This window comes from Micromonospora sp. WMMB482, from assembly GCF_019038635.1.
GTDB classification, from domain to species: domain Bacteria; phylum Actinomycetota; class Actinomycetes; order Mycobacteriales; family Micromonosporaceae; genus Micromonospora; species Micromonospora marina.
Genome location: NZ_JAHOPD010000020.1, coordinates 1604190 through 1620620 on the forward strand (window position 1 = coordinate 1604190; position 16431 = coordinate 1620620).

Consider the following 16431-nt stretch of genomic DNA (forward strand, 5'->3'; position numbering starts at 1 on the left):
GGGCAGGTGTTCCCGCCTCGACGAGCGACGCGCGTGTAACCAGTACGGTAGCGGGACGGCTGTGACCTGCGCGATCCCTTCCACCCTTTGATCATGGCGAGACAGCCGTTCACCCGATGTCCACCAGGGCTTTTTCGCCCGGACGGGTGGCTCGTCCGGTAACGCCTACTCGGCGCGCAGCGCCACCACGGGGTCGAGCCGTCCGGCCCGCTGGGCCGGCACCACGCCGAAGACGATGCCGACCGCCGCGGAGACGCCGAACGCCAGCGCCAGCGACCACCAGGTGATCGCCGCCGGGATCGGCGAGAGCGCGTCCACGAGCAGCGCGGTGCCCACGCCCAGCGCCATCCCGGTCAGCCCGCCGACCGAGGTGAGCAGCACCGCCTCCAGCAGGAACTGGACGCCGATGTCGCGGGGGCGGGCGCCGACCGCCTTGCGCAGGCCGATCTCGCGGGTCCGCTCGCGTACCGAGACCAGCATGATGTTGGAGACGCCGACGCCGCCGACCAGCAGCGAGATGCCGGCGATGGCGGCCAGCACGCCGGTCAGGACGCCCAGGATGTCACCGAGCACGCCGAGGATCTGCCGCTGGGTGACGGCGCTGAACTCGGTGTCCGGGTGCCGGCGCGACAGCTCCGCGACGATCCGGTCACCGAGTTCGTCGATCCGCTCCCGGTCCGGCGCCTTCACCGCGATGCCGTCGATGCGCTGGGTGCCCCACAGCCGTTGCGCCGCCGTCACCGGTACGTGCACCTCGTCGTCCCGGTCCACGCCGAGGCTCTGCCCGAGCGGGGCGAAGACGCCGATCACCCGGAACCGCACGCCGGCCAGCGTGACCTGCTGACCGAGCGGATCACGGTCGGGGAAGAGCGCCCGGGCCACCGAGTCGCCGAGCACCGCCACCCGGCGGCTGGTGTCCACGTCCGCCCCGGTGAGGTAGCGGCCCCGCGACAGCGACCTGGTGAACACCGACGGGGTGGTCTCCAGGACGCCCTGCACGGTGGTGAAGTCGGACCGGTTGCCGGCCCGCGCGGTCGCGCCGGAGGCCACCGTGACGGCGACCCGGCCGGGGTCGCCGACCACCCGGGACACCGCGTCCGCGTCGTTGAGGTCCAGCGGCGAGACCACCGGCGCGTTGCCCACCTCGATCCGGCCCGGCACCACCAGCAGCAGGTTCGAGCCGAGCCCTTCGACCTGCTGCTCCACCTGCTGTTTCGTGCCGGTGCCGATGGCCACCAGGATCACCACCGAGGCCACCCCGATGATCACTCCGAGCATGGTCAGCAGGCTGCGCATCCGGTTGGCCCGCAGCGCGTCGGACGCCACCCGCCACGCCTCGGCCAGCCTCATCCGGCGTCTCCCCGCGGAAGGCGCCCGGTGGCTCCGGTGGCGCCACCGGAGCCACCGGGCGGGTGCCCCGGGCCGCTTCCGGACGCGGACCGGGGCTCCGCGCTGGGAGCGGGGTCCAGTGTCGCAGGTGCGCCGGAGCCGTCCGACGGCGGTCGATCATGAAGGCTGTCGGACCGGATCAGCCCGTCCCGTACCGCGATGCGCCGGTGTGCCCGGGCGGCGACCTCCTGGTCGTGGGTCACCATCACCAGCGCCACCCCGGACTCGGCGTTGAGCCGTTCCAGCAGCTCCAGCACCGCCTCGCCGGTGGCACTGTCCAGGTTGCCGGTCGGCTCGTCGGCGAGCAGTACCGCCGGTTCGGTGACCAGCGCCCGGGCGATCGCCACCCGCTGCTGCTCGCCGCCGGAGAGCTGGTTGGGCCGGTGGTGCAGCCGATGGCCGAGCCCGACCCGGCCCAGCATCGCCGCCGCCCGCTCCCGTCGCTGCCGCGCCCCGACCCCCCGGTAGACCAGCGGCAACGCCACGTTGTCCACAGCCGACGTCCGGGCCAGCAGGTGGAACGCCTGGAACACGAAGCCGATGGTCTCGTTGCGCAGCGTCGCCAGCTCCGGCGCGGTGAGTGTGGTCACGTCCCGCCCGCCGATCACCAGCCGGCCGCCGCTGGGCCGGTCCAGCCCGCCGAGCAGGTGCATCAGCGTCGACTTGCCCGAGCCGGACGGGCCGATCACCGCCACGTACTCGCCCTGGTCGATGGTGAGCGACACCCCGCGCAGCGCGGACACCGAGACGCCGTCCAGCTCGTACGTGCGCCAGACGTCGACCGCCTCGACCGCCGGTACTGTCACGGCAGTTCCTGGCCGTCGCGCACCTGGTCGGCGCCGCGCACCACCACCCGGTCACCGGCCCGTACGCCGTCGACGATCTGCACCAGGTCCTGCCCCTGCACGCCGACCGTCACCGGCACCCGGCCGGCCCGGCCGTCGCGCAGCACCCAGACCGCGTCCCGCCCGTCGGCGGAGAACACCGCCGACGCGGGCACGGCCACCGCGTCGGCGGCCTCCCGCACCCGCAGCCGCACCACGGCGTTCATGCCGGGGCGGGGCGCCGGAGCGGCATCGGCCTCACCGAGACGGCCGGCGCCCAGGTCGAGCCGGACCCGGTAGGTGACGCCGCCCCGGGCCGAGCTGGTGGGCAGCACGTCGACCGACCGCACCGTGGCGTCGTACGTCGCGCCGGTCACGGCGTCCAGCTCGACCGACGCGGGCACCCCGGCCCGGACCAGCAGCACGTCGGTCTCGTCCACCTCGGCGAGCAGGCCGAGCCGGCCGATGTCCACCACGGTGAGCACCGGCGTCCCGGCGGTGACCCGGCCACCGGCCGGAATCGCGTCGTCCACCCCCGGCGGCGGGCCGCCCTGCCCGCCCGTGCCGAGCGCCGACGGGTCGAGACCGGGCACCACCGCGCCACCGGCCGCACCGAGCAGCCCGGCCAGGTCGGCCGGAGCCGCCGCCCGGGTGCCGCCCGGCTGCACCACACCGGCGATCGGCGCGCGCAACGTCAGCGCGTCCACTGTCGCCTTCGCCAGGTCGTACGCCTGCTGGGCCTGGAGTCGTTGCGCGGCCGACAGCGCGCCGACGGCGCTGTTGAGGCCGGCGACGCCGCGCTGTACCTGGGCCACGGCCCGGTCGGCGGCGCGGGCCGCCGACTCGTACTGCCGCTGCGCCGACTGGACGTGGATCAGCAGCGCGGCGCGTACCTGCGGGTCGCCGACCTTGCCGGCGGCGGCGCGGGCGGCGGCGAACGCCTCGTCGGCGGCCCGGTCGGTGCCGCGCCGGCTGCCGCCCAGGTCGCCCGTGCCGGTGCCCCGCCCGGCCCGCTTCGCCGCGCGCAACGCGTCCCGCGCCTTGGCCAGGCGGTCCCGGGCCGAGGGCGAGTCGATCACCGCGAGCACCTGCCCCCGGCTCACCCGCTGGCCCGGCTGGACCCGCAGGCGGGCCAGTGTGCCGTCGGCGGGGGCGGTGAGCGTGGCGGCGGCCCGCGCGGTGACGGTGGCGGGCGCGTCGATCACCTCGCTGACCGGCGCGCGGCCCACCTCGGCAACGGTGACCGCCGGGGCGTCGTCGCCGCAGGACGCGGCGGTCGTGCCGGTCAGCGCGACGACCGCGAGCACTGCGGTGACGAGACGGGGGCGGCGGGCCGCGGGCAGCCGCGGCGAGGGAGTGCGGGCCACCCGCACCATGCTACGACCAGTCGACAGGCGTCGACGGGTCAGCCGACGACCGCCCGCACGTACGCCACGCAGTCGTCGTGCAGCATCGGCCACGGGTCGCCGAACACCTCGTCGGCGGCCTGATCCGGGGTCCGGCCCTGGTGCACCACGGCCCGGTAGAAGTCCAGCATCCGCTGCTCGCCGTACCTGTCGACCAGGTGGCGTACGGCCAGGTAGCCGACGCCGTACGCGCCGCCGACCCGGCCGTCGCTCGCGTCGTCGGCGGGCGCCACCACCTCCAGCCGCCCGGACCAGCCGCCGCGCAGCAGGTCCCGCACCTCGGCCAGGCCGTCGTAGCGGTCCACCGGCTGGCCGTCGGCCCCGGCGTACTCGGCCAGCCCCTCCACCAGCCACCAGTCCGCGCGGTCGGCGTAGCCGCGGTCCGGCAGCGAGGCGGCGTGGGTCAGCTCGTGCCGGAGCAGGTCGTCGATGCCGGCCGGGGTGACGATCTGGGCGTTGAGCACCACGTCGTGGCGCCCGCCCCCGACGCCCACCGCGTAACCGGCTGTCCACTTCGGCCGCCCACCGCCGTACCAACGCTGCCACTCGCCCTTCCCGGCGTAGAAGACGAGGTACCGGTCCGGCGGACGGCCGCCGATCGCGTACCGGTCCGCAGCCCGGGCCGCGGTCTCGGCCTGGGCGAGCAGGCCGGGCAGCTTGCGCCGCTGCGCCGGGGTGGTGGCCACCACCACCCGCTTGCCGACCGTCACGGCGAGGTCGTTCGCCTGCCACGGCCGCACGCCCGCCGGGTCGGTCTCGGACGGTTCCAGCGCGGTCAGCCGGGGTTCCTCCCCCGCCAGCCGCCAGCGCGTGCTCAGCTCCACTGTGCTCGGTGCGCAGTCCGGCACCACGAAGCAGTAGCCGACGGTCACCACGAACCGCCACTCCCCCGGCCGCCCGTCGGCCTCCGCCGGCACCCCGTCGGCCGCCGGCCGCCAGGTCGTGACCCGCAGCGCCCGCAGCGCCGCGTACCGGCGGCTCAGCGCCGGCCGGGCCGCCGGCTCGGCGATCGCGAGGAAGCCCGGCCGGTCCGCACCGACGAGCGCGGTGGCCTGCCGGTCCAGCAGCGCGAGCATCCGCTCGCCGAGCCGCCGCTGCGCCGCCGTTCCCGGCTCGTCCTTCGCGGCCGACCGCCCGGCCGCATCGGGCGCCGACTCCCGCAGGAGTACGCCGGGCACCGCGCCCGCCACCAGGCCGAGCGCCAGCCCGAGCGCGGTCCAGAGCGGCCACCGCCACCGTTGCCGCACCGCCCGCGTCCGCGCCGGGTCCGGCTGCGCCAGGGGTACGGGGTACGACGCCGGACCAGCGGCGAGGTGCGGCAACGACGCCCAGTCCGGTGCCGGGGCGGGTACGTCGACGGCGGCGTCCACGTCGGCGTGGGCGTCGTCGGCGCGAGCGGCGTCGATGTTGCCGGCGCCGGCATTGTCGACGCTCGCGCTGGTGGCGACCGCGCGCACGGCCTCGGCGCGGGCGTCGTCGCCGCCGACGTCGGCGGCGCGGGCGTCGTCGGTGCTCCCGTCGGCGGCGCGGTCGGTGCCGGTGCTGGCGTTGTCGCCGCTCGCGTCGTCGGCGCTCGCCTTGTCGGTGCTCGGGTCGGCGGCGCTCGCGCCGGCGTCGGCGGCGCCGTCGGTGGGACGAGGCTCGTCGCCGTCCGTCGTCCGGCCGGGAGGCTGCTCGTCGCCGTCGGTCACCGGCGAAGGGTACGACCAATCGGGCGTTCCGGGAAAGAGTCCCGCCGCTGTTCCGCCCCGCCGCGAGATCTTGGTAGGAAAGTGCCCCCAGAGGGGCCGAATCCTTCCAAGATCTCTCAGATCGGGGTGCCTGTCAGCGTCAGCAGCGCCTTCATCGGTTCTCCCAGGAGAGGTAGGCACGGTCCAGGCCGGCGACGAGTTCACCGAAGGAACGGTCGGTGTCGCGGGGCAGCCCGAATCCGCCCGCCGCCTCCAGCGCGACGAAGCCGTGCACGGCGGCCCGGAACATCCGGATGGCGTCGATCGCGGCGTCGCCGTCGAGGCCGTACCCGAGCAGGACGGCGCGGATCGCGCCGACCGCGCGCTCCCCGGCGGCGAGGTGGTCGGGGTCGGCCGGGTCGGGCGCGCGCTGGGCGGCCCGGTAGCGGCCGGGGTGCCGCCGCGCGTACTCCCGGTAGGCGGTGGCGACGGCGCGCAACGCCTCGCCGCCGGAGCGGCCCGCGGCGGCGGTGGTGAGCACGTCGGCGATCTCGGCGGTGGCGAGCACGGCGAGCTTCTGGTGCAGCGCGTCCGCGCCTCGCACGTGCTTGTAGAGGCTCGGCAGCGCGACGCCGAGGCGGGCGGCGAGCGCGGCCAGGGTCAGCCGGTCGTAGCCGGCCTCGTCGGCGAGCGCGGCGGCCTCCCGCACGACAGTCGCCGGGGTCAGGCCGGCCCTAGGCACCGGTGGTCACCGCCAGGAACTCGACCAGGTCGGCGGTGGTGGCATCGGGCTGGTCGGCGTGCGGGTAGTGCCCGGAGTCGGCGATCATGCGCGCCTCGGCGACGGCGAACAGCCGGCGTGCGGCCCGCGCCTCCGCGCCCGGGTCGGGGAAGTCCGGATCCTTCGTGCCCATCAGCACCAGCACCGGCCGGCGCACCTCGGGCGCCCGCGCGGTCCAGTGCGGGTCGACGGGTGCGATCACGCCGCGCACCGCGGCCATCCGGCCGCGCAGCCTGGCGACAAGCTCCTTGCGGTACGCGGCGTCGTCCGCCGGGCGCCCGCAGGGGAACAGCGTGCGGTGGAACAGCCCGAACAGCCGAGGGCTGCGCAGGACGGCGGCCTGCGCGAGGCGCATCAGCGGGTTCGGCTTCGGGGTGCCGACGAATGGGCTGACCTGCACGATGCCGCTCACCAGTTCCGGCGCCTCGGCGGCGGCGAAGACGATCGCGGCGGCGCTGGAGGAACTGCCGACCAGGGTGGCCGGCCCGCCGCCGAGCGCCCGCACCACGGCGAGCAGGTCGCCGCCGACCTGCTCCGGGGCGTACGTGGGCCAGTGCGGGCTGGAGTCGCCGTGCCCGCGTACGTCGACCGCTGCGACCCGGTAACCGGCCGCGACCAGCCGGGGCGTCAGGTGCCGGAAGGCGGCCCGGTTCTCCCCCATGCCGTGCGAGAGGACCACGAGCGGCCCCGACCCGTGCGCCTCGTACGCGATCGTGCCGCCGTCCCGGACCACCTGGCTAACCGTCATAGCCCTGAAGCTAATTCGCTTAGCCAAGCCGCGTCAAGCTTGACCTCCACCTCGACGGCCCGGCCGACGACGAGCTGGTCCCGAAATTGGAACGGGCCGGCGGGACCAGGGTCTCCGCCGGCCCTTACTGGGACAGGTGGGGTGTCACGTTCGCCGACCCGGACGGCTACCGCCTCGTGCTGTGCGCCCGGGCCTGGTCGAACGACCGACTCACTTCTTCGACAGCACCGCGCGGCCGAAGAACGCCAGGTTGGCCGGGCGCTCCGCGAGCCGGCGCATCAGGTAGCCGTACCACTGGTCGCCGTAGGGGACGTACGTCCGCACCGTGTAGCCCTCACCGACCAGGCGCTGCTGCTCCTCCGGGCGGATGCCGTAGAGCATCTGGAACTCGAACCGGCCCGGCTCGCGGTCGAACCAGCGTGCCCGGTCCTCGCCGATCGCGATCAGCCGCGGGTCGTGCGTGGCCAGCATCGGGTAGCCGTCGCCGGACATCAGCACGTTCATGCAGCGCACGTACGACTTGTCCACCTCGCGGGCGGACTGGTACGCCACCGACTCCGGCTCCTTGTACGCGCCCTTGCACAGCCGCACCCGCGACCCGGCCGAGGCCAGCTCCCGGCAGTCCGACTCGGTCCGCCGCAGGTACGCCTGGAGCACCGCGCCCGTACCCGGGTGGTCCTTGCGGAGCTTCGCCAGGATGTCCAGCGTCGAGTCGGTGGTGGTGTGGTCCTCCATGTCCAGCGTGACAGTGGTGCCCGCCGCGTCGGCCGCCGCGCAGATCGCCCGCGCGTTGTCGTACGCGAGCTGCTCGTCGAACATCTGGCCCAGCGCGGACAGCTTCACGCTGACCTCGGCGGCCGGGGTGAGCCCGGCGGCGGCGAGGCGGCTCAGCAGCGTGAGGTACTCGTCCCGGGTGGCGTTCGCCTGCTCCGGGGTGGTGGTGTCCTCGCCCAGGTAGTCGAGGGTGACCGCTTGGCCGTCGGCGACCAGCTCGCGGGTGGCGCGCAGCGCGTCGTCGGTGGCGGCGCCGGCGACGAACCGGCGGACGACGTCCCGGGTGAACGGGGCCGTCGCGACGAGCCGCTCCACCTGGGCAGACCGGGAGGCGGCGAGGATGACGGAACGGAGCATGAGCCGAGCGTAACGCTCACCACCGGGCCCCCGCCGGGTGCGTCCGAGGCCCGCTCCGTTCCACCCCCGGCCTGGGCCGGGCACCCCCGGCTGGCGGGGATCGGCTACAACAAGCACGTGGATCGACGACACCCCCGGCGCCGGCTCCGCTCGGCCTCCGTGCAGCTCGGCGCGCTGACCGCGCTGGCCCTCGCGCTCTCCGGCTGCAACAACGGTTACGACGACGACGATGACGACTGCGCGCTCGGACCGGCCGGCGGGGGCGGCGACACCGTCGCGGTCGCCCTGCGCGTGCCCGCGCCGGCCACCGCCGGGCGCGGCGAACCCGCCCCGGCCGCCGCGCTGCCCGAGCGCGGCGGCTTCGGCACCCACCTCGCCTCCTGCGGCGGCTGACGTGCGCCGCGAGGCGAGCACGCCGCGCCCCGGCTGGGACGAGACCATCCGGGCCCAGGGCCTGGTGTACGTGGACACCGAGCTGCCCGACGGCGAGATCATGTCGTACTGGGACGAGACGGCCGCATACTCCTTCACGCTCGACGAGGTGCTCCGGCTGGAGGAGGCCACCGAGGAACTGCACCGGATGTCGGTGGCCGCCGCCGAGCACGTGGTGGCCCGCCGCCGGTACGCCGAGTTCGGCATCCCCGAGTGGGCCGCCGAGGCGGTCGCCCGCTCGCTGCGGGAGTCCCCGCCGACGCTCTACGGCCGGTTCGACCTGTGGTACGACGGCAGCGGCCCGCCGAAGATGCTGGAGTACAACGCCGACACCCCGACCGCGCTGGTCGAGGCGAGCATCGTGCAGTGGTACTGGCTGGAGCACACCCGCCCGGACGCGGACCAGTGGAACAGCCTGCACGAACGGCTGGTCGGCGCGTGGGCCAAGATCGGCGCCGGACTGCACGAGCCGCGGGCGCACGTGCTCTGGTCCTCCGAGGAGGAGTCGGGCGAGGACCAGATCACCGCCGGCTACCTGGCCGAGACGGGCCGCCAGGCCGGGCTGGACGTGACGCTCATGCCGATCCAGCAGGTCGGCTGGGACGGGCGGCGCTTCGTCGACGCCGACGACCGGCCGATCACCACCTGCTTCAAGCTCTACCCCTGGGAGTGGATGCTGGCCGAGCCGTACGGGCGGCCCGCGCTGGACCCGGGCACGCCCACCACGTGGATCGAACCGGCCTGGAAGCTGCTGCTGTCGAACAAGGCGCTGCTGGCGGTGCTCTGGGAGATGTACCCGGGGCACGACTACCTGCTGCCCGCCTACCTGGACTCGCCGCGCGGCATGACCGAGTACGTGGCCAAGCCGCTATTCGGCCGCGAAGGCGGCTCGGTACGCATCGTGACCGGCGACACGGAGATCACCAACCCGGGGATCTACGGCGACGAGGGCTTCTGCTTCCAGGAGTTCCGCGCGTTGCCCGAGTTCGAGGGCAACCGGACGGTGCTGGGGAGCTGGATCGTGGACGGCGAGTCGGCCGGCGTCGGCGTACGCGAGAGCGAGAGCCTCATCACTGACGGTTACGCGCGGTTCCTGCCCCACTACATCGACGCACCGCGTGCGCTCTGAGTCGTCTACCGTTGGTGTCGTGAACTTCGACGCGTACGCCCGGACCGGGGTCGAGCTCGTCAACGCCCGGCTGGACGACCTCGACGGCCTGCGGGCCGTCTTCTCGGACGAGCAGGGCTGGATGCGCGACGAGGTCGCGGAACGGGATCTGGCGATCTTCCGGCGGGCGCAGAAGCGCCTCCGGGACGTCTTCGCGTACGGCACCTCGGGCCGGGACAACGAGGCGGTCGCGGAGCTGAACGCGCTGCTGGAGGCGTTCCCCGTGCAGCCGCGCATCTCCGGGCACGACTCCTCCGACTGGCACATGCACGTGACCAGCCGGGGCGCGTCGGTCTCCTCCGAATACCTGGCCGGCGCGGTCTGGGGCCTGTCGGTGTGGCTGTGCGAGTACGGCAGCGCCCGCTTCGGGGTCTGCGCCGACGACCGCTGCGGCAACGTCTACCTGGACACCTCGTCCAACTGCTGCCGGCGGTTCTGCTCCGAGCGCTGCGCCACCCGCTCCCACGTGGCAGCGCATCGGGCCCGCAAGCGGGCCGCGGTCGGCGAGCAGGCCGTCCCGGCGCAGCCGCTGTCCCCGGTGAGCTGACCTCCGGCGCTCCGGCCGCCGCCCGTGTGCGAGCGGCCGGGGCGGCGTGTGCCGGTCAGACGTCGACCGGTGAGGGCGCGGTCAGGTTGGCGCGGGCGAACTCCAGGGACTCCCGCAGGTCCGCCTCGCGGACCGCGCGGCTCTTGGCGCCCCGGGTGGTCACCTCCACCGCTACCGAGCCGGTGAACCCCCGCCCGGCGAGCGACCGCAGCATCTCCGCGCACGGCTGGCCGCCACGGCCGGGCACCAGGTGCTCGTCACGCCCCTCGCCGGTGCCGTCGCCCAGGTGCACGTGCGCCAGCCCGGACCCCATCCGGTCGGCCATCGCCATCGCGTCGGTGTGCGAGGCCGCGCAGTGCGACAGATCCAGCGTGTACGAGGCGTACCCGATCTCGGTCGGATCCCAGCCCGGCGCATACGGGACGAACTGCCGCCCGGCCATCCGCACCGGGTACATGTTCTCCACCCCGAAGTGCACGCCGCCGAACTGCCCGGCGATGGTGTCGAGCCCGTCGGCGAAGGTACGCGCGTAGTCACGCTGCCAGGTGAACGGCGGGTGCACCACGACAGTGGGCGCCTCCATCGTCTCGGCCAGCTCGGCGGCCTTGCGCAGCCGCTCCCACGGGTCGGGACTCCACACCCGCTGGGTGACGAGCAGGCAGGGGGCGTGGACCGACAGCACCGGGACGCCGTAGTGCTCGGCGAGGCCGCGCAGCGCGCCCGCGTCCTGGCTGACCGGGTCGGTCCAGACCATCACCTCGATGCCGTCGTAGCCGAGCTCGGCGGCGAGCTGGAACGCCGCCGCGGTCCGTTCGGGAAAGACCGAGGACGTGGACAGGAGCACCGGAACGCGGTAGGTCACGCCTCCGAGGGTAGCTCCAACCACCAGCAAGCATCGGGACGAGCAACCGCAAAGCAACGCAGAGTGCCCGTACGGTCACATCGGCGCGATCTGATCCAGCCGGCGCAGGATGACTCCCTCCCGCAGCGCCCACGGGCAGACGTCCACACAGTCGACGTCGAGGCGGCGCATCACCGCCTCGGCCACCACCGCGCCCGCGAGGAGCTGGTGCGCCCGCTGCGCGCTCACCCCCTCCAGCTCGGGCAACTGGGCCGGCGGGATGTGCCTGACGAAGCCGAGCACCTGCCGCAGCCCGGTACGGGTCAGACTCCGGCGCGCCCACAGCCCCGCGCCGGACGGCGCGGCGCCTGCGAGCCGGGCCAGCGTGCGGAACGTCTTCGAGGTGGCGACCGGGCGCTCCCAGCCCACCGCTGTCAACTGCTCCACCACCGGGTCGAGCTGCGCGTCGACGTACGCCCGCAGTTCCTCCACGGCCTCAGCCGACGGCGGCGCCAGACCGGCCGGGTCGACGGCGAGCCGCTCCCGGCTGAGCCGCCCCGCGCCGAGCGGCAGCGAGATCGCCACGTCCGGGTGCTCGTCGATGCCGGCGGCCAGCTCCAGCGAGCCGCCGCCGATGTCCATGGCCAGCAGCCGCCCGGCCGACCAGCCGAACCACCGCCGCACCGCCAGGAACGTCATCCGCGCCTCGTCCGCGCCGGAGAGCACCTCCAGGCGTACACCCGTCTCGTCGCGGACGCGGGCCAGCACGTCGGCGGCGTTCGTGGCGTCGCGGACCGCGCTCGTGGCGAACGCCAGCAGATCCTCGGCGCCCAGCCCGTCAGCCGCCGCCCGGGCCATGCCGACCGCCTTGACCAGGCCGTCCGCGCCGCCCTCGGTGAGCGCGCCGTCCGGCCCGATCTGCTCGGCCAGCCGCAGCACCACCTTCTCCGAGTGCGCCGGCCAGGGATGCGCGCCGTGGTGGGCGTCGACCACCAGCAGGTGCACCGTGTTGGAACCGACGTCGAGGACACCCAGTCGCATGGGAGAGACACTAGGGCCAACACGTTTCGTCGGCTCGGCGGCTGGGCGGGGTCACCGCGCGTACGCTGGTCCGAGTGACAGGGCAGATCGAGCTTCACGTGCTGGTGGACGACCCCGAGGACCCGCGCAGCCGCGAGGTCGGGCTGGACTTCCCACGGGAGTGGATCGAGTTCGTCGACCCGGCCGACGCGAAGCACGTCGTCCGCGCCGACCTGACCTGGCTGCTGTCCCGCTGGACGTGCATCTTCGGCCAGGGCTGCCACGGCATCGTCGCCGGGCGGGCCGCCGACGGGTGCTGCTCGCACGGCGCGTTCTTCACCGACTCCGACGACGAGAAGCGCGTCCGGGCGGCGGTGAAGCGGCTGACGCCGGAGACGTGGCAGCACTTCCGGCGCGGGTTCAAGAACTGGACCGAGAACGACACCGTCGACGGCAAGACCCCGGCCCGGCGTACCGCCACCCGTGACGTGGACGCCCCGTGCGTGTTCCTCAACGACGCCGACTTCGCCGGTGGGGGCGGCTGCGCGCTGCACGCCCAGGCGTTGCGCGACGGGGTGCACCCGCTGGAGTACAAGCCGGACGTCTGCTGGCAGTTGCCGGTACGCCGCGACCAGGAGTGGCACAAGCGGCCGGACAACACGAAGGTGCTGATCTCCACGCTCGCCGAGTTCGACAGGCGCGGCTGGGGCGCCGGCGGGCACGACCTCGACTGGTGGTGCACGTCCTCCACCGACGCGCACGTCGGCGCCGAGCCGATGTACGTCTCGTACGGGCCGGAGCTGACCGCGCTGATCGGCGCGCCCGCGTACGCGAAGCTGGCCGAGCTCTGCGCCGCCCGGCAGCGCCAGGGTCAGGTCGCCCCCCACCCGGCCAGCGAGTAAGGAAGGGCCCCTTCTTAACGCCTCCGGTAGAGGAGGGGCCCCCTCTTAACACTCCCGCAGCGCCGCGTCGACCAGGGCGCGGGCGCTTCGCTTCGCCGCGTCGGCGACCACCGGGTCGCCGTCGAGCACCCCGCCGGCCAGGCCACCGTCGAGCAGCAGGGTGAGCTGGCGGGCGAGCGACTCCGGTTCGGCCGCCCCGGCCTGCCGGGCCAGGTCGGTCACCCAGGCCCGTACCGCGTTCTTGTGCGCGACGGTACGGGCGTGCACCGGGCTGCCGGCCGGTGACTCGGCCGCGGTGTTGATGAACGCACAGCCGTGGTAGCCCTCGCGGCGGCAGGCCCCGCCGAGCGCGTCGAACATCCCGACGAGCTGCGCCTGCGGGTCGTCGCCGGCCGCCGCGGCGGCCGCCCGCAATGCGCCGGACCAGGCCTGGTCGACCTTGTCCAGGTACGCCAGGACCAGGTCGTCCTTACGCGGGAAGTGCTTGTAGAGCGTGGCCTTGGCGACGCCCGACTCGGCGATCACCGTGTCCACCCCGACGCCCCGCGGTCCGTACGCGTAGAACAGCCGGAACGCGGTGTCCAGGATGCGGTCCCGGGCGGTGCCGGCGGGCGTGCGGGCCATGGTTCCTCCTCCGTCGCTCGGCGAAGTCTACAGACAGGTACGTCTCCTCACCTTCAAGTAGACAGACCTGTCTGTTAGCCTCGGTCGCACCGAGCGTGGCATCCGTGGTCGCGCCGTGGAGCGGAGGACGGATTCGACATGCGCATCGCAGTACTGGGCACCGGCATGGTGGGACGGGCCATCGCCACTCGCGTAGCCGAGCTGGGACATGAGGTCGTCCTCGGCACCAGGGACGTCGCCGCCACCCGGGCGGGCGACTGGGGCGACTGGGCCGCCGGACACCCTGGCGTCGCCCTGGCCGGGCACGCCGACGCCACCGCCGGGGCCGACCTGGTGGTGAACGCGACCAGTGGCGACGGCTCCCTCCCCGCGCTCGACGCGGCGGGGGCGGACAACCTGGCCGGCAAGATCCTGCTCGACATCGCCAACCCGCTCGACTTCAGCAAGGGTTTTCCGCCCACCCTGTCGGTGCTCAACGACGACTCGCTCGGCGAGCGGATCCAGCGGGCGTTCCCCCGCACCCGGGTGGTCAAGGCGCTGAACACTCTCACCGCCGACCTGATGACGCACCCGCGGCAGCTCGCCGACGGTGACCACAGCGTCTTCGTCTCCGGTGACGATGCCGAGGCGAAGAAGGTGGTCGTCGACCTGCTCACCAGCTTCGGTCACACCGACGTGATCGACCTGGGCGACATCACCACCGCCCGGGGCACCGAGATGCTGCTGCCGATCTGGCTACGCCTCTACGGCCGGCTGGGCACTCCCTTGTTCAACGTCAGGGTCGTGCGCTGAGAACGCGTGAAGGCCGGCACCCCGTTGTCGGGGTGCCGGCCTGTCTCGCTGTGGGTCTTACTTGGTCCAGTGTTCGGCGACCAGGTCGGCGGCCTGCTGCTCCCACTGGGCGTAGTGGTCCGGGTAAGCACTGACCTGGACGGTCTGGGCGGCCTTGGTCAGCGGCATGTCCTGCCAGCCGTCGACCTGCTTCAGACCCTTCAGGAACGCCATGGTCGAGTACTCGGGGTCGGTGATCTGCTCCACCGTGCCCCACCCGGAAGACGGGCGCTGCTGGAACAGGCCCTGCGAGTCGTGGTCGTTACGGTCACCCAGGTGACCGAGGTTCTCCAGCTTCGACTCCTGCAACGCCGTCGCGATCGACACCACCGCGGCACGCTCGTCCATCCCGGCCTTCTTCGTCGCCGCGATGATCGCCTTCACATTCGCGACCTGCTCGTCGTTCAGCTCGATCCGCGACTGCTCACCCTGCACACCATGCGGGACCAGCTTGTCGCCCTGCACCGAGACGCTCACCGGCTTGGCCGCGTGGGCGGTGGTGTCCGCCGCGTGGGCGGCCACCGGACCGGCGAACACACCACCGGTGAAAGCCAGACCAGCAATACCCAGAACGCTCTTCCGCAGAATCGTGTTCATCACACACGCTCCATTCGGGGGTCGACACACCCGCCGGGGGGGGGCGGGGTGCGTGGCACCGTCAGGCGCTCAGAAAGACTGGGGGGATCCGGCCGCACACGCAGGCAGGGGGTGCCACATCGCGGCGCCGGAAGCATGTCCAACGACCCGCCACCCGGCATCATTCCCGGGCGCCTCACGCCACCGTCGAGCGGCGCGGGTTCACGTCGTCGGAACCGTGTTCAACGACCAGCCGACCGGGATCATTCCCGGGGCCTCGCGGATGCCGCCCGCTGAGGGCGCCGCGGTGCTCGGCCGTTCACCCGGTTACAACGCCACCCACCCGCCGCCGATTCCACCCCCACAGTGCCGCCCACCACCCCCGAACCCGACACACCCACCCACCCGCACCCCGCCACGAGCAGCCCCCGCACCTCGAAGCCGCCCGCCGGCACCACCTGCACCGGCGGCACCAGAGCAGCCCGCCAACACGGTTGATCATGAGGTTAACGGCGACAAACCGGACACGGGAGGCCGTCAACCTCATGATCGCCGCGCCCAGGCGGGCCCGACTCAAGCAGGGCGGGAGCGCGACGCCGCCGACCGCACGCCGATCTTGCCGTTCGAGCCCTCGGCGCGTCCGATTCGTGCGGTTTGCGGGGTACGAAGGCGCAAGATCGGCGGCCGGGGACGGGATCCGGGGTAGCTCCTCCGCGAGATCCTGGGCCAGCCAGATCTTGGAGTTGTGGCACCTCGCGAAGGGCGCCGAAGCGGCATCTCGTAGTGCCTCAACTCCAACATCGAAGAAGGCGCTCAACGCAGCCCACGGCGACCGGCGGCCCGGAGGGGGATCAGGGCTCGAACTTGTAGCCCAGGCCGCGGACCGTGACGATGTAGCGCGGCGCGGACGGTTCCGGCTCGATCTTGGAGCGCAGCCGCTTCACGTGCACGTCCAGCGTCTTGGTGTCGCCCACGTAGTCGGCACCCCAGACCCGGTCGATCAGCTGCCCCCGGGTGAGCACCCGCCCGGCGTTGCGCAGCAGCAGCTCCAGCAGCTCGAACTCCTTGAGCGGAAGCTGCACCCCGGCGCCGCCGACTGTCACCACGTGCCGTTCGATGTCCATCCGGACCGGGCCGGCGGCGAGCGTCGGCGCGCCCGTCTCGTTCGCCTCGGCGCTCTGCCGGCGCAGCACCGCCCGGATGCGGGCGACCAGTTCACGCGGCGAGTACGGCTTGGTCACGTAGTCGTCGGCGCCGATCTCCAGGCCGACCACTTTGTCGATCTCGCTGTCCCGCGCGGTGACCATGATGATCGGCACGTGCGAGCGCTGGCGGAGCTGCCGGCAGACCTCGGTGCCGGACATCTCCGGCAGCATCAGGTCGAGCAGCACGATGTCGGCGCCGGTCCGGTCGAACTCGGTGAGGGCGGCGGGGCCCGTCGCGGCGACGGAGACCTCGAACCCCTCCTTGCGGAGCATGTAGGACAGGGCGTCGGAGAACGACTCCTCGTCCTCGACCACCAGTACGCGGCTCAACGAGTG

The 16431-nt window shown here is 73.7% G+C and carries 17 protein-coding genes and 1 pseudogene; 6 read left to right on the forward strand and 12 right to left on the reverse strand.

Features of this window, described 5'->3' with window-relative positions; all coding sequences use genetic code 11:
* Nucleotides 1–165 precede the first annotated feature (165 nt).
* The 6 genes from KSK32_RS08400 to KSK32_RS08425 all read right to left on the reverse strand — a co-directional run bounded on the left by KSK32_RS08400 (nucleotide 166) and on the right by KSK32_RS08425 (nucleotide 6818).
* Nucleotides 166–1350, reverse strand: a complete 1185-nt coding sequence (locus KSK32_RS08400; protein WP_216930071.1) for an ABC transporter permease — start codon at nucleotides 1348–1350, stop codon at nucleotides 166–168.
* On the reverse strand, nucleotides 1347–2195 hold the full coding sequence (locus KSK32_RS08405; protein WP_216930072.1) for an ABC transporter ATP-binding protein: 849 nt from the start codon (nucleotides 2193–2195) through the stop codon (nucleotides 1347–1349). Before KSK32_RS08405 ends, KSK32_RS08400 begins: the two co-directional genes overlap by 4 nt.
* Complete coding sequence (locus KSK32_RS08410) at nucleotides 2192–3589, reverse strand: efflux RND transporter periplasmic adaptor subunit (RefSeq protein ID WP_216930074.1); 1398 nt, start codon at nucleotides 3587–3589, stop codon at nucleotides 2192–2194. Before KSK32_RS08410 ends, KSK32_RS08405 begins: the two co-directional genes overlap by 4 nt.
* Nucleotides 3590–3618: 29 nt before the next feature.
* The gene (locus KSK32_RS08415; protein WP_216930076.1) at nucleotides 3619–5310 is read right to left on the reverse strand and encodes a hypothetical protein; all 1692 of its coding nucleotides are present in this window, start codon (nucleotides 5308–5310) and stop codon (nucleotides 3619–3621) included.
* 151 nt (nucleotides 5311–5461) lie between these two features.
* A complete protein-coding gene (locus tag KSK32_RS08420) occupies nucleotides 5462–6031 on the reverse strand; it encodes a TetR/AcrR family transcriptional regulator (RefSeq protein ID WP_216930078.1) in 570 nt (189 codons plus the stop codon).
* Nucleotides 6024–6818, reverse strand: a complete 795-nt coding sequence (locus KSK32_RS08425) for an alpha/beta fold hydrolase (protein ID WP_216930080.1) — start codon at nucleotides 6816–6818, stop codon at nucleotides 6024–6026. Before KSK32_RS08425 ends, KSK32_RS08420 begins: the two co-directional genes overlap by 8 nt.
* Before the next feature lie 38 nt (nucleotides 6819–6856).
* Here KSK32_RS08425 and KSK32_RS34905 point away from each other — a divergent pair.
* A pseudogene (locus tag KSK32_RS34905) lies at nucleotides 6857–7021 on the forward strand (VOC family protein); the annotation flags it as partial.
* A gap of 7 nt (nucleotides 7022–7028) precedes the next feature.
* Here the strand turns inward: KSK32_RS34905 and KSK32_RS08430 are convergent.
* Entirely contained in the window at nucleotides 7029–7949 is a 921-nt protein-coding gene (locus KSK32_RS08430) for a proline dehydrogenase family protein (protein WP_216930082.1), read from the reverse strand.
* A gap of 117 nt (nucleotides 7950–8066) precedes the next feature.
* Between KSK32_RS08430 and KSK32_RS08435 the strand changes: the two genes are divergently transcribed.
* Genes KSK32_RS08435 through KSK32_RS08445 form a run of 3 tightly spaced genes read left to right on the forward strand, consistent with a single transcriptional unit; the run spans nucleotide 8067 to nucleotide 10096 of the window.
* Nucleotides 8067–8342: a hypothetical protein gene (locus tag KSK32_RS08435; RefSeq protein ID WP_231394852.1), complete on the forward strand. Its 276-nt coding sequence runs from the start codon at nucleotides 8067–8069 to the stop codon at nucleotides 8340–8342.
* Between the two features lies 1 nt (nucleotide 8343).
* Nucleotides 8344–9510: a glutathionylspermidine synthase family protein gene (locus tag KSK32_RS08440; protein WP_216930084.1), complete on the forward strand. Its 1167-nt coding sequence runs from the start codon at nucleotides 8344–8346 to the stop codon at nucleotides 9508–9510.
* A 19-nt stretch (nucleotides 9511–9529) separates the two neighbouring features.
* Complete coding sequence (locus KSK32_RS08445) at nucleotides 9530–10096, forward strand: CGNR zinc finger domain-containing protein (RefSeq protein ID WP_216930086.1); 567 nt, start codon at nucleotides 9530–9532, stop codon at nucleotides 10094–10096.
* A gap of 55 nt (nucleotides 10097–10151) precedes the next feature.
* Here KSK32_RS08445 and KSK32_RS08450 read toward each other — a convergent pair whose 3' ends face one another.
* Together KSK32_RS08450 and KSK32_RS08455 are read right to left on the reverse strand one after the other, a co-directional pair.
* Nucleotides 10152–10958: a sugar phosphate isomerase/epimerase gene (locus KSK32_RS08450; RefSeq protein ID WP_216930088.1), complete on the reverse strand. Its 807-nt coding sequence runs from the start codon at nucleotides 10956–10958 to the stop codon at nucleotides 10152–10154.
* Nucleotides 10959–11033: 75 nt separating this feature from the next.
* Nucleotides 11034–11978: a Ppx/GppA phosphatase family protein gene (locus KSK32_RS08455; protein ID WP_216930090.1), complete on the reverse strand. Its 945-nt coding sequence runs from the start codon at nucleotides 11976–11978 to the stop codon at nucleotides 11034–11036.
* A gap of 74 nt (nucleotides 11979–12052) precedes the next feature.
* On the opposite strand from KSK32_RS08455, the gene KSK32_RS08460 reads away from it, so the two are divergent.
* Entirely contained in the window at nucleotides 12053–12859 is an 807-nt protein-coding gene (locus KSK32_RS08460) for a hypothetical protein (RefSeq protein ID WP_216930098.1), read from the forward strand.
* Between the two features lie 45 nt (nucleotides 12860–12904).
* On the opposite strand, the gene KSK32_RS08465 is transcribed toward KSK32_RS08460, so the two are convergent.
* Nucleotides 12905–13483, reverse strand: a complete 579-nt coding sequence (locus KSK32_RS08465; protein WP_216930100.1) for a TetR/AcrR family transcriptional regulator — start codon at nucleotides 13481–13483, stop codon at nucleotides 12905–12907.
* Nucleotides 13484–13621: 138 nt separating this feature from the next.
* On the opposite strand from KSK32_RS08465, the gene KSK32_RS08470 reads away from it, so the two are divergent.
* Nucleotides 13622–14275 carry an NADPH-dependent F420 reductase gene (locus KSK32_RS08470; RefSeq protein WP_216930103.1) on the forward strand — a complete coding sequence of 218 codons (654 nt, stop codon included), beginning with the start codon at nucleotides 13622–13624 and terminating at the stop codon, nucleotides 14273–14275.
* A 57-nt stretch (nucleotides 14276–14332) separates the two neighbouring features.
* On the opposite strand, the gene KSK32_RS08475 is transcribed toward KSK32_RS08470, so the two are convergent.
* Entirely contained in the window at nucleotides 14333–14911 is a 579-nt protein-coding gene (locus KSK32_RS08475; protein ID WP_216930105.1) for a hypothetical protein, read from the reverse strand.
* A gap of 830 nt (nucleotides 14912–15741) precedes the next feature.
* Nucleotides 15742–16425, reverse strand: coding sequence for a response regulator transcription factor (locus tag KSK32_RS08480; protein WP_216930106.1), 684 nt, complete (start codon nucleotides 16423–16425; stop codon nucleotides 15742–15744).
* Nucleotides 16426–16431: the final 6 nt, after the last annotated feature.